Below are 11,924 nucleotides of genomic sequence, written 5' to 3' on the forward strand. Positions count from 1 at the left end.
TTTTTGTTTTTAATCTGGCGGTGAGGGGATGGATGAGAAGCCTCGACAGGGTTCGACAAACGGCTTGCCGTTTTGGACCGCCGCAGGCGGCCCGCAGGGCGAGCGCTTCGCGCGAGTCAATCCCGACCGGGCCGGTTCACCTCACCCGCCTTTCTCCAGACGAAAGTCTGGGGTTTTTGTTTTTACCAGTGACGGGGCGGCTGGCCACTCTTTAGTGGTCATATTGGTTTCTTGTCCGAGTGGATTCTCGCATCCGTTTGATATCTCGATTCGGCGGATCTCCGAATAATCGGCTGTATTCCCGGCTGAACTGGGATGCGCTCTCGTATCCGACTCGCGTCGCTGCGCTGCCCGCATCCAGATTTTCATTGAGCATCAGTTGACGGGCATCGAGTAGGCGCAGGTTCTTCAGGTATTGCAAGGGGCTCACGCCGACGACGGCGCGAAAATGCTGCCGAAAAGTTGACGCGCTCATATGGGCCTTTGCTGCAAGATCATCCATCAATATATTTTCCGTGTAATGCTGTTTAAGCCATGTAATCACCTTGGCAATTTGCTGGCTCGGAGAGCCGACCGCCACAAGGCGGCGCAAACTGGCGCCATGTCTCCCATTAAGCAGGCGCACGACGATCTCCTGCTGGATCAGGGGAGCGAGGAGAGGAATCAACGACGGTTCGGCCAGCAATCGGAGCAGCCGGGTCAGTGCATCCTGCAAGCCTGGATCCAGTACTTCAAGGGATATTCCCCGTGTCGTCGAAGCCTGCAGCGGCGTCGAAAACTCCATTTCCGCCGCCAACTGGCCGATGAGGCGAGCATCAAGTTCCAGCCACATCCCGAGGAAAGGCTCTGCGGCGCTGGCACGAGTGACATACGCAACGACAGGCATATCCACGGTTGTTATAAGGGATTGCCCGGCCCCATAGTCTAAGATCTCGTCACCCTGAGAGATCCGCTTACCACCTTGCACGATCAAGACCAGGCCCAAGCCATAGATGCAAGGCTTCGGATCGGTGGTGAAACTGCAACGACGAAGCTTCAAAGCTGGAATCGGGGTATCATAATCTCCGTCGATTTGTGCAATTTCACCAACCAGACTGACAAGCTCACCAATGTCCAGTTCTGATTGAGAACCCATTCCACATCTCCATAAAATCTGATGGTTATATTTCAATTGTATTGTTGAAGCTTAGCATTGTTGGTCGCCGACCGACTTGGTTATTGATATCAAATCATCAAATCAGGCAATAAATGCAACGTTTCTGGCAAACATTCTCAGAGCCATCGGGCCCATACTGCCTCACACCGGTTCACAACCGACCCTGACTTACTTTTTTATTCATGGAGATTCAGTGCTATGACCTCAACCCAATCGAGGCTGCTTCAGCCTTTCGCTTTCAAGAACGGCCTGACCCTGCGCAACCACGTCGTGATGGCGCCGATGACAACATGGTCGGCAAACCCTGATGGCACCATATCTGACCAAGAGGTGGCCTACTATCGTGCTCGCGTCAACGGCGTTGGCATGGTAGTGACGGGCTGTACGCACGTGACACCTGACGGCATAGGCTTCACTGACGAGTTCGCCAGTTATGATGATCGTTTCATTCCCAGCCTCCGTCGCCTCGCGCAAGCGGCTAAAAGCGGGGGCGCGCCCGCCATCTTGCAGATTTTCCACGCTGGCAACAAAGCCTTGCCACACCTTGTGCCGAATGGCCGCGTTGTCAGTGCCAGTGCATTACAGGTGCCGCCCAGCCCGTTCAATAACGCCGAAGTAACCAGTCATGCACTGAGTGAAAAAGAAATTGAAGAAATCATCATGGCATTCGGCGAAGCGACTCGCCGCGCCATTGAAGCAGGCTTTGATGGTATCGAACTGCATGGTGCTCATGGCTTTCTCATCCAGAATTTCTTCTCGCCCATGTTTAACCAGCGTAATGATGAATGGGGTGGCTCACTCGAAAACCGTATACGTTTCCCCTTAGCCGTGGTGCGTGAAGCACAACGGGTCATCGCCGAACACGCCAAGCGACCGTTCTTGCTTGGCTACCGCATATCACCAGAAGAGGCTGATGAGGGTGCCCTGCGTATTAATGATAGTTACGTGCTTATTGACCGGCTGATTGAAGCTGGCATCGATTATCTCCATGCGTCACTCTTTGACATTCCGAATGCCAGACCTGCTGACTATAGCGGTGAGCGTACGACCGCTGAGCTGCTCGTTGAACACGTAGCTGACCGCATTCCATTAATGGCGGCCGGCCTTATCCGAACGCCCAGCGACGCCGAGAAAGCGTTGAACACAGGACTGTCACTGGTCGCGGTTGGACAAGGTCTGGTGATGAATCCAACATGGGTCGAACTCGCGGGTGAAGGCCGGGAAGCAGAAATTGCCACTGCCCTTGATGCCGAGCGCGTGCCGTTACTGGCGATCCCCGACAAATTGTGGGGCGCCATCCAGGTGGCGAAGGGGTGGTTCCCAGTCGTTGGGACAACACCGCCTACCGCTTGATGATTCGTTGATGAAAAGGGCACTCAGTCGGCCCACATCCCACTACCTGCGATCCCTTTTTTTAGTGCCCGACCGCCTTAGCGGGTCGGGCTGTTGGCTATTGATTTTGCGGTATCTGCACTGAAAGTGACCTTGGCTTCCTGCGCATCTGAGACCACCATCCAGCCTTCACTCAATTGAAATCATTACAATACTTGTTGAGAGGGCATCCCCTATTTCTTTATTGCACCTTCTTTATTTCGCCGACAAGGACATCTTACGTCCGCCGTTCATGTGGCTGCCCCATTGCCGGTATGTCACCACTCTCGGTCATTCTGCTGGCGCTCCTGGTTTTTTAGCAGCGAGCCAGTCAAACGCACTTGCGCGCCATTCTGCTACGGCATACTCACGAGAAGCCCGTTGCGGTACTGCCGGGAAATCCGTTTCGGAGGCCGCAAACAAGACGGCTCCATTCATGGAGACCAGAAACACGACAATGCCGACCACGGAGAAAGCGTGCCGGAGGGGATGCTGGCGTACTGACCTGACGCGTAAGTTCAAGCTCGCTCCTCGTCGCCATAAGCCGTGTTTCCGGTTCTTTTGAAGAGCGCTTAGCGCGGCATCAGATAGATCGGCAACTCGGCCGACAAGCCGCTATGCACCTGCTGGGTGAGCTCGTCAGCGAGCGCTTCTTCGGCACCCGCTTCCAGTGCATTGAGCGCGTATTCCACGATCGCCTCGGGCGTCGATTTCTGGGCATCAAGACCCTTCGTGAGATCGGTATCGACGAACCCCATGTGCAAAGACATCACCTGCGTTCCTTGCTCCCGCAATTCGTTACGCAAGCCGTTGCTCAGGCTCCAGACGGCGGCTTTGGACGTCGCATAGGTCGCTAACATGGGAAAGCTCAGCCAACTACCGATAGATGCCACATTGAGCAGTGCGCCGCCACCATTGCGTGCCAGCGTCGGCGCAAACGCGCGGCTTACGCGCAACACCCCGAAAACATTTGTTTCGAAGTGGCGCCGAAGGAGGGCTTCGGCATCATCGGCAAGAAAACCGCCGATGGCCGCAATGCCCGCGTTATTGACGACGATATTCACGTCGTCGGCCAAACGCGCGGCAGACTCAACATCGCTGACCGAGGTCACGTCGAGTTTCAGTGGTTCAACACCCGGTAAGGTGATGCTCGAGGGATCGCGCGCGCCCGCATAAACCTTACGAGCGCCGCGAGCCAGGAAAGCCTTTGTGAAGGCAAGCCCGATGCCTCGGTTGGCGCCCGTGACGAGAACAGTAGCGTCAGCAATTTTCATACAATACCTCCAGTATGATGGTCATCATATTTTTAGGTGAAAAGAGACCGCCGCTGATATCCTGGCAGGCTCAATTAGGGTAAAAAGGTTCAAACTGCGTAATAAGCTGCTCGCTGGTTCGCGCTAGCAGATCACGACCACGCTGGCCGCCGAATACTCGCGCCAGTTGTAATGCACCGACCATCATGGCTGCAGCGTCTTCTGCTCGGGCCGGATCGGCACTCTGTGGCAGTGTTGAGCGCACCAGCTCTACCAACGCATTTACATTACGGCGCGCTTCGTTGAGCACGGCATCGCTCATACGGGGCATTTCAGACGCCAACGCGGCGACGACGCAACCACACTCGATTTGCTCCAGATGACTTTCGTGCAAGTAGGAATGCACCAGCGCCGCAAAATGGCCTTCCCCACATGCCATGCGACGTGCAGTCGCCGCCTTGATTGCGGTTGAACTGTCGATCCAGGCGCGCTGTATAGCCTCAACCACAAGCGCATCCCGTGACTCGAAATGCGCATAGAAACCGCCATGCGTGAGGCCGGCTTCCTTCATCATATCGGCAACGCCGACGCCGTTAGTGCCGGCGCGCCGTATCGCGCGCGATGCGACGTCGACGATGCGCTCGTGGGTGATTTGTTTGCGTGTGAATTTATTTAACATGATGATCATCATATTACGATCATCATAAAAACGTGTCAAATACGAAATCCCATATATACCCCAAATAATTCGAGTTGCAGGAAGGCGGCAAGAGAGTGAATCCCGATGAGCTTACTCAAGTAAGTGATTCGGGTGAACGAACGCAGCCAACGCACCTGCAACTTGAAGTATGACGGGTATAGTTATTGTCTTTCCGCTAAAACGGCATATACAGTATCGACACGATAGCGTGGTCACCGGCAGAAGGAACAATCCGCCGTCGTAGACGCCGCCTACCGTGCGCCCAGGCCGGGCGATTACACGTCAGTTTACTCCACTCGATCATCCAAGGAACGACAGTGACTCCCCCACAGCATAAACGCCCCAAACGCCTCTGGGCCGCTGCGATCATGAACATCGCAGTCGGTCTTATCAGCCTGTTCGCGCTGGTTTTCCTGACCGTCTCCGTACAAACTGCGGGTGCCATCAAACTCGCCCCGAGTACGGCCGTTTTCGCCGTCTCCAGCGCTGTATTTTTGATCCTGGCTTCTGTGCTGGTGCTGCGAGGGAAACCACGTGGTCGCTGGTTGATGCTATTCGCCGCAATCCTGTTTTATGGCAGCGTTCTGCTTCAAAACGCCTACCTGCTGAATCAAGCTGATGGCGGTTTGCTGCCGGCCGAGAAGCTAACGGCTGCGGCCGTGCGCAGTGCTCTTGAAATCGCCATCAATCTATGGGCGTTGCTGAGCGCCAAAACGCGCCGCTACTTCACCGACCCGGATACCCCATGACGTCACCACCATCAAGCAATCTCTCCCGCCGTTTTGATAAATCTGACCCCAACGGTTGTCGCCTTGTATCGGTACGGCCATATACCGATGATAAAATCATAATGGTGGTGGATAGACGGTATAAACGGGGTTGAAGTATGAGAGGCTACTTTATACATATTCATTACAGCGATTATTGATTAGTGTTTCTCATACTTAAACTAAAGGTAACCTAGACATGCGGCTTCGTAGCCCGAAGGATGTGAACAGCCAGTCTTGTTTATCAGGGAAAAGGAACCATCGCGGTGCTTTCAGAAGAAAATAATTTAGAAAAAATATTACGGCGGGCGGCGGACGAGCCAGCGCACCGCCCCGAATTTTACCAAGAACTGATGGAATCCCAGGTTTTTCTGCTAGGTTCCACCGACGAGGCCGCACAGAACGGCGAAGTGAACCTGAAGGCCGGCGACAAAATTCAGATACAGCATTGGGAAAAGCCGGGCGGCGCTCCCGTTGTTCCTTTTTTCTCATCGCTAGACGCCTTACAGCGTTCGATTCAGAGCGAGGAATCCTATCTGGCTTTGCCTGCACGCACCCTGTTTGAAATCACGCGGGGGGCAACATTATTTCTCAACCCCAAATCGGATTACGGCAAAGAGTTTCTGCCTCACGAAGTGGAGCAGTTGCTTGCCGGCGGATTAAGTCGGGAGCCTGAACAACGAGTTGTAGAAAAAGATACCCGCGTATTGCTCGGCCAGCCCGCCCATTATCCAGATAACATGGTGGCGTCCTTGACCCTACTGCTGGCTAAGCACGGTAACGTCAACAAAGCCTATCTGGCGCTGATGCACAATCCATCGTTGGATGAAAAACCGCACTTAATCATCGGCATTGACGCCGACGGTGATGGGGAAAAAGTCATGAAAGAGGCGGGAAATGTGGCCGGCGATACCGCACCCGACGGTGAACCCGTTGACGTATACCGAGTGAATAAGCGTGACGACGGGCTCAGCCAATACTTCATCAGTCAAACCACACCTTTTTACCAAAGAACCTGGCGCACTCGGCTCAAAGCGTGGTGGGGCCGCAGCAAATCCTGATACGCACCTCCCGGCTTAAGCGCGCTATTATGCTGGTGCAGTGCGTCGCGTTACATCGCGTATTGCCGTTTGCCGGTATGCCGGATTAATGTTCCGGTCATATCCCGGTGAGCGGAATGACCCGCCGCTCTGCATAATGGTGTACATCATTTCCACCGCCAGACTCAATAACACCATTTGCAGCCTAATCCCCCCAATACCGCACCGTTTTCCGCTTCCTTTCATCCACCGTCAGCGAAAATACGTCCGGTCGGGCGTAGTGACCGACCACATCCAGATCGTAACGGGCGCCAGCCAGCAAGTCGGTGTCTATTTCCGCCGTCAGTAACCCCGTCTCACCAGTCAGCGGCCCGGCCAGTACGTTGCCCAGCGGATCGACTATCAAGCTACCGCCGTTGATCAGTGGTCGTTGCGGGTCCCAGCCGGGAATGTCGATGCCCAGCACAGCAGGCGAAGGCTGCACCTGACAGGCGGTAATCACAAAACAGCGCCCTTCATGAGCGATATGCCGCATTGAGGCTTGCCAGATATCGCGTTCGTCCACCGTTGGTGCGCACCAAATCTGTACCCCTTTGCCGTACATCGCCATACGCAGCAACGGCATATGGTTTTCCCAGCAGATCGCCGCGCCGACTTTACCTGCCGGTGACTCGATGACCGTCAGCGTGGAGCCGTCGCCCTGCCCCCAGATCAGCCGCTCGGTGCCGGTAGGCATCAGCTTACGATGCTTGCCCGCCAGCCCGGCTTCCGGCGTGAAAAATAGCGCGGTGCAGTATAAGGTATTATCGTCGCGCTCTATCGCGCCCACTACCAGCGTGGCACCGGTACGGGCTGACAACGCCGCCAGCGCGGTACACTCTTCGCCATCCAGATCAACAGCATGGTGATAATACTGTGCGAACGTCTCACGTCCTTGCGGCAGGCGATAACCCAGATAAGTGCCGAACATCTCCCCTTTGGGATAGCCACCCAGCAACGCTTCCGGCATGACCACCAACACCGCGCCGCTACGAACAATTTCCGTTTCCCATGCCAGAATCGCCTCCAGCGTCGCCGCTTTGCCGGCGGGTGAACTCCCTATCTGTAATGCAGCCACTACGGATGCCGCCATCGTCTTTTCTCCGGTGAGTTAATCGGGCCCGAGAGCCACAGGATGGTGGTATGCTGCCAGTCCCGCTGAGTTGAATGAAGCCCATTTCGTTGTTGATTGATATGAATGAAATAAATATCAGCAGTCTGGATTTGAATCTGCTCAAGACGTTTGAGGCGTTGTATGAGGAAGGTAGCGCCAGCCGCGCCGGTTTACGCCTCGGCATTACCCAATCCGCCGTCAGTGCGACGTTAAAACGGCTCCGGCAGTGGTACGGCGATCCGCTATTCGTACGTACCGGCCGGGGCTTGATGCCGACGCCGCGTGCACACGAACTGCAGCCATTGGTCAGCGATGCGCTCAACAAATGCCGTGAAACATTGATGTTGCTCCAACCGAACCCACAGGCGTATGTCGGCCGCACCGTCACGTTGGGATTGTCGGATGATTTTGAACTGGCGTTGGGGCAGATGCTGATTGCCCGACTGCACCAGCGGGCACCTGGCTTGCGGCTGGTGTTTCGGCAAGCCCACAGCCAGATCGCGGCCGACCTGCTGCTGCGCCATGAACTGGATCTGGCGCTGACGGCGGGCGGTTTCAGCTACCGTTCACTGTCGAAAATGCAGGTCGCCAGCGGCGGTTATGCCTGCCTGGTAAGCCGGGACGTGACGACGCTGTCGCTGGAGCGATTTATTCACACACCACACCTGTTGATCTCGCACGGCGGACATATCGGGCTGGTAGACGAACAACTAGCAGAGCTGGGATTCAGCCGACGCATTGCTGCCTCCACCACCCATTTTGCCGCGATCCCTTGGCTACTGCAGGATGATACTCTGCTGGCGACGCTGCCCGCCCACGCCGCTCAGGCCATTGCTGCCCGTACGCCGCATCTGCGTTGTCTGCAGTGCCCGTTGTCTATGCCGGATTACGCCATCGAACTCGGATTCCGGCCGACAATCATCCGCGACGGTGCGGTCCGTCTGGTACGTGAAACGCTCAGTCAATTGGCGAGCGAGTTTCACTGGTTCGCGCCTGTCGGCACCTTATCTGAGTTCTGAGTAATGACGGTAATAACGGTAATAACGGAGACGGTACACCCTCAGATGCACGTTTATGCACGAGTGCCCACGTCGATAACGCTGTCGTCCATCAGCGTTGTTAGCGCATTTATGCGCGAATAAGGCTTAACCCCCCCCGAGTAAAAGGCGTAGCTACCTCATCAGGCACTGCAGATTCCACAATCAGCGTGCTGGCCATGGTGAGCTCGCCGATTGCATAGCGGGAGGCGACATTCAGTTTATCCTGTGTCGCCATGACGACGGTTTCCGCCGCACGTGCTGCCAGCGCCCGTTTGATATATGCCTCTTCCAGATCGCCGGTGCTGAAACCCGCTTGCGGATGCACCCCGGTGACGCCCATAAAAAAGATATCGGCGTGGATCGTCGCCAGTGCTTCCACCGCCGCCGCACCTACCGCGACCAGTGAATGCTTGTAAAGGCGACCACCAATCAGCACCACATCAATACCGGGGTGGTTTACCAACGCCACCGCCACACTCGGGCTATGCGTTACCACGGTCGCCGTCAGCGAAAGTGGCAGACACGTCACCAGTTCGCCACTGGTCGTGCCGCCATCAATCATGACGACCTGCCCCGGCAGAATCAGCGATGCAGCGGCCTGCGCCAGTTGATGTTTAGCACCTATCGCTATCCGGCTGCGGGCATCAAAACTGACTACCGTTTCTGACGCAGGCAAGGCTCCGCCATGTACTCGCTGTAATCGCCCTTCACTGGCCAGCTCACGTAAGTCACGCCGAATGGTATCTTCCGACACACCAAAGGCATCGCTCAATTGCTTTGCCAGCACCTGCCCTTCAGCCGCCAGTTGTTCCAGAATTCGCTGTTTGCGTTGTGTCGTCAGCATGATGTTCCCCCAGTATGTTGTGCCTACCTTTATTACTTGATTATGCCTGAATTTGCACGTTTATTCTTTTTATCAGTATTTCAGGCAACCAGTAATGCACGAATTCACACGAAATGACTTGAGTATGCACGAAATCTCACGCTAGGATGAATGCTCATTCCTTGTTCAGGAGAGTGATTATGCTCACCACACGCGATCGCGTTCGTATTGTCGACAGCGTAGTACTGTCCGACGATTGGTATGTGCTGAAGAAAAACACCTTTGATTTTTTACGTCGGGACGGCACCTGGCAGCGGCAAAGCCGTGAAACCTATGATCGCGGCAATGGCGCGGTTATCCTGCTGTATCATCGCCACAAGCAAACATTGTTACTGACGCGTCAGTTCCGCTTTCCGGTCTTCGTGAACGGGCACGACGGGATGCTGATTGAAGCCGCGGCAGGTTTGCTTGACCACGCCGACCCCGAAGTGCGGATCCGTGCCGAAGCGGAAGAAGAAACCGGTTATCGGGTATTCAATGTTCGTAAGGTGATGGAAGCCTACATGAGCCCCGGTTCGGTAACGGAGAAACTCTATTTCTTTCTGGGGGAATATGATGATAGTTCGCGTATCGGCACGGGAGGTGGCATTGAAGATGAAGGTGAAGATGTGGAAACCCTGGAGATGACGCTACCGCAGGCATTGGCCGCGATTGCCGAGGGTACCATTATGGATGCCAAAACCATCATGCTGGTACAGCATGTCGTGTTGCATCGTGCGCTACCGTTTGAGGGGCTGCCTGATTAATCACTAACCCGGTTTTCGGCGGGTGCAAAGGCTCGCCGCATGATAACGGGGGTAAACATCATCGTCAAAAGAGACACCTTTCTCACCTAATAATTATTTAGGGTATGCACCGGTTATTTTCCATTCGATTTTTTTACAAAATAACCAGACGAGTAATTCATGATCACTATTATTTCCCATAAAATAACGGCCTATTTTTCTCCTTTCTCAAAATAATTTAACTAGCTGATATTTAAACAAAATTAATATTTATTACACCATAATTTGACATTTCGCGATTTTTTACGCATACCAAATACAGCTGCTATACTGGCATCACGCACAGGTTGTGGTTATTTTCTACCCAGCATTTGTGATCTAAAAAATAAGATCCATCGCAAAGTTTTTACTTGTTATTTTTGCCCACCCTATGGGATAGGGCAAACACGTATCCGTGAAAAACTAAGAAATTAGACAGGAGAAGGTTATGAAGAAAATATATTCGTTGCTGGCCGGTCTGGTATTCGCCGTCGGCCTGACGGTGAGCCCTGCTGTGCCTGCAAAAGGCCAGGCCGGTGTGTTTGATTTCTATCTGTTGACGTTATCCTGGTCCCCCACGTTTTGTCTGACACACGCCAGTAATGAGCAATGTACCAAGGGGTATGGTTTTGTACTGCACGGCCTGTGGCCGCAATATGCCAACGGTGGCTGGCCGCAAGACTGCCCACCGATTAAAGCGCTTACCGCGCAGGAGCGTAAATACGGTAATACCCTGTTCCCAACCGATGCGCTGCTGACGCATGAGTGGGAAAAACACGGTACCTGTAGCGGATTGGGTGCTAATGGCTATTTGCAGGCGGCGGATAAAGCCGTAACCAGTGTGAAGATCCCGGCCAGCTTCAATGCACCGACCAAGCCGCTGCAAATGACCGCTGAGCAGATTCTGGCTGCATTCCGCCAGAGCAACCCGTCAATCCCACAAGATGGGATCGCCGCTGTTTGCAGTGGCCCGGAATTGTCTGAAATTCGGGTGTGCATGGACAAGAATCTGAATTTCCAGTCCTGTGGTAAATCGGTAAAAACCCAGTGTCGTGATGGCAACATCCGCGTGCCTAACGTGCGCTAATCCCCACGCTGGCGCTGATGTGCGCCAGTTTCATGACATCTTTAGCCCGCCGTATGTGCGGGCTATGTCAAGTAATGTAGAAATAATGAATAACAATAATTACTTTTGTAAAGATTTCCATTGTATTTATTCTGTTTGTGAAATATCACTGTCACGCTAGATCTCTAGCATGTCCGGTCGGACATATTCATTCACCCCAGTGCAGGTATGAGAGCATGTTTTTGTTTTCCCCGCAGGACAGCACCTACACCAGGATGTTGTGCCAGTTCGAATTTCAGGCACAGCAAGAAGGGATTACCCGTCAAACCATGGCAGCCGCGGTGGTATTCCGGGGCGGTATACTCCTGGTGCGTCGCAGTGCTAATGACCCCATGTTACCCGGATACTGGGAGATTCCCGGCGGTGGCCGCGAACCTGGCGATCACAACCTGCTCGCCACGCTGATGAGAGAATTGCAGGAAGAAACCGGCCTGCGTTTGCGTTATATCCGTCATTATCTGGGTTTTTTCGATTATATGGTGCCGAGTAACGAAAAAGTTCGTCAGTGGAACTTTCTGGTTGACGTGATGCAAGAAGAGGTTTGCCTGAACGAAACGGAACACGATGCCTGGCAAATCGTGCGTCAGCCGTCCGATATCCCGGAGGATTGTCCCATCAGTGAAGAGAGTCGTTTTGTGGTGAATGCCGCCATCCGCATGTTATGACGGCAC

General features: G+C 54.1%; 12 protein-coding genes. 7 read left to right on the top strand and 5 right to left on the bottom strand.

Features of this window, described 5'->3' with window-relative positions:
• Nucleotides 1-211: 211 nt before the first annotated feature.
• Nucleotides 212-1,135: an AraC family transcriptional regulator gene (locus tag DZE2538_RS10200; RefSeq protein WP_038916260.1), complete on the bottom strand. Its 924-nt coding sequence runs from the start codon at nucleotides 1,133-1,135 to the stop codon at nucleotides 212-214.
• 219 nt (nucleotides 1,136-1,354) lie between these two features.
• Here DZE2538_RS10200 and DZE2538_RS10205 point away from each other — a divergent pair, with 219 nt between their 5' ends.
• A complete protein-coding gene (locus DZE2538_RS10205; RefSeq protein WP_038916261.1) occupies nucleotides 1,355-2,509 on the top strand; it encodes an NADH-dependent flavin oxidoreductase in 1,155 nt (384 codons plus the stop codon).
• Nucleotides 2,510-3,099: 590 nt separating this feature from the next.
• Here the strand turns inward: DZE2538_RS10205 and DZE2538_RS10210 are convergent.
• Complete coding sequence (locus DZE2538_RS10210; RefSeq protein WP_038916262.1) at nucleotides 3,100-3,801, bottom strand: SDR family oxidoreductase; 702 nt, start codon at nucleotides 3,799-3,801, stop codon at nucleotides 3,100-3,102.
• Nucleotides 3,802-3,871: 70 nt separating this feature from the next.
• Entirely contained in the window at nucleotides 3,872-4,471 is a 600-nt protein-coding gene (locus DZE2538_RS10215; RefSeq protein WP_050568675.1) for a TetR/AcrR family transcriptional regulator, read from the bottom strand.
• A 377-nt stretch (nucleotides 4,472-4,848) separates the two neighbouring features.
• Between DZE2538_RS10215 and DZE2538_RS10220 the strand changes: the two genes are divergently transcribed.
• Both DZE2538_RS10220 and sseB read left to right on the top strand, forming a co-directional pair.
• Entirely contained in the window at nucleotides 4,849-5,229 is a 381-nt protein-coding gene (locus DZE2538_RS10220) for a hypothetical protein (protein ID WP_152486137.1), read from the top strand.
• Between the two features lie 284 nt (nucleotides 5,230-5,513).
• Complete coding sequence (sseB, locus tag DZE2538_RS10225) at nucleotides 5,514-6,308, top strand: enhanced serine sensitivity protein SseB (RefSeq protein WP_038916264.1); 795 nt, start codon at nucleotides 5,514-5,516, stop codon at nucleotides 6,306-6,308.
• A 184-nt stretch (nucleotides 6,309-6,492) separates the two neighbouring features.
• On the opposite strand, the gene DZE2538_RS10230 is transcribed toward sseB, so the two are convergent.
• A complete protein-coding gene (locus DZE2538_RS10230) occupies nucleotides 6,493-7,419 on the bottom strand; it encodes a carbon-nitrogen hydrolase family protein (protein WP_038916265.1) in 927 nt (308 codons plus the stop codon).
• 101 nt (nucleotides 7,420-7,520) lie between these two features.
• On the opposite strand from DZE2538_RS10230, the gene DZE2538_RS10235 reads away from it, so the two are divergent.
• Nucleotides 7,521-8,459 (top strand): LysR family transcriptional regulator, encoded by a 939-nt coding sequence (locus DZE2538_RS10235; protein ID WP_038917162.1) that lies wholly within the window; start codon nucleotides 7,521-7,523, stop codon nucleotides 8,457-8,459.
• Nucleotides 8,460-8,568: 109 nt separating this feature from the next.
• Here the strand turns inward: DZE2538_RS10235 and DZE2538_RS10240 are convergent, their stop codons facing one another.
• The gene (locus tag DZE2538_RS10240) at nucleotides 8,569-9,324 is read right to left on the bottom strand and encodes a DeoR/GlpR family DNA-binding transcription regulator (RefSeq protein ID WP_038916266.1); all 756 of its coding nucleotides are present in this window, start codon (nucleotides 9,322-9,324) and stop codon (nucleotides 8,569-8,571) included.
• Nucleotides 9,325-9,503: 179 nt separating this feature from the next.
• On the opposite strand from DZE2538_RS10240, the gene DZE2538_RS10245 reads away from it, so the two are divergent.
• From DZE2538_RS10245 to DZE2538_RS10255, 3 genes are all read left to right on the top strand, one after another.
• The gene (locus DZE2538_RS10245) at nucleotides 9,504-10,109 is read left to right on the top strand and encodes an NUDIX domain-containing protein (protein ID WP_023639803.1); all 606 of its coding nucleotides are present in this window, start codon (nucleotides 9,504-9,506) and stop codon (nucleotides 10,107-10,109) included.
• 466 nt (nucleotides 10,110-10,575) lie between these two features.
• Nucleotides 10,576-11,214 carry a ribonuclease T2 family protein gene (locus tag DZE2538_RS10250; RefSeq protein ID WP_038914035.1) on the top strand — a complete coding sequence of 213 codons (639 nt, stop codon included), beginning with the start codon at nucleotides 10,576-10,578 and terminating at the stop codon, nucleotides 11,212-11,214.
• Between the two features lie 215 nt (nucleotides 11,215-11,429).
• Nucleotides 11,430-11,918, top strand: a complete 489-nt coding sequence (locus DZE2538_RS10255; RefSeq protein ID WP_038914036.1) for an NUDIX hydrolase — start codon at nucleotides 11,430-11,432, stop codon at nucleotides 11,916-11,918.
• Nucleotides 11,919-11,924 lie beyond the last annotated feature (6 nt).

The sequence above is a fragment of the Dickeya zeae NCPPB 2538 genome, from assembly GCF_000406165.1.
In the GTDB taxonomy this organism is placed as follows: domain Bacteria; phylum Pseudomonadota; class Gammaproteobacteria; order Enterobacterales; family Enterobacteriaceae; genus Dickeya; species Dickeya zeae.

Bases quoted from the DNA above. Each gene is read 5' to 3' on its own strand.
- DZE2538_RS10240 (WP_038916266.1), bottom strand. From the start codon at position 9,324: ATGCTGACGACACAACGCAAACAGCGAATTCTGGAACAACTGGCGGCT.
- DZE2538_RS10235 (WP_038917162.1), top strand. From the start codon at position 7,521: ATGAATGAAATAAATATCAGCAGTCTGGATTTGAATCTGCTCAAGACG.
- DZE2538_RS10215 (WP_050568675.1), bottom strand. From the start codon at position 4,471: ATGATGATCATCATGTTAAATAAATTCACACGCAAACAAATCACCCAC.
- DZE2538_RS10205 (WP_038916261.1), top strand. From the start codon at position 1,355: ATGACCTCAACCCAATCGAGGCTGCTTCAGCCTTTCGCTTTCAAGAAC.
- DZE2538_RS10255 (WP_038914036.1), top strand. From the start codon at position 11,430: ATGTTTTTGTTTTCCCCGCAGGACAGCACCTACACCAGGATGTTGTGC.
- DZE2538_RS10210 (WP_038916262.1), bottom strand. From the start codon at position 3,801: ATGAAAATTGCTGACGCTACTGTTCTCGTCACGGGCGCCAACCGAGGC.
- DZE2538_RS10230 (WP_038916265.1), bottom strand. From the start codon at position 7,419: ATGGCGGCATCCGTAGTGGCTGCATTACAGATAGGGAGTTCACCCGCC.
- DZE2538_RS10200 (WP_038916260.1), bottom strand. From the start codon at position 1,135: ATGGGTTCTCAATCAGAACTGGACATTGGTGAGCTTGTCAGTCTGGTT.
- DZE2538_RS10250 (WP_038914035.1), top strand. From the start codon at position 10,576: ATGAAGAAAATATATTCGTTGCTGGCCGGTCTGGTATTCGCCGTCGGC.
- DZE2538_RS10245 (WP_023639803.1), top strand. From the start codon at position 9,504: ATGCTCACCACACGCGATCGCGTTCGTATTGTCGACAGCGTAGTACTG.
- DZE2538_RS10220 (WP_152486137.1), top strand. From the start codon at position 4,849: ATGAACATCGCAGTCGGTCTTATCAGCCTGTTCGCGCTGGTTTTCCTG.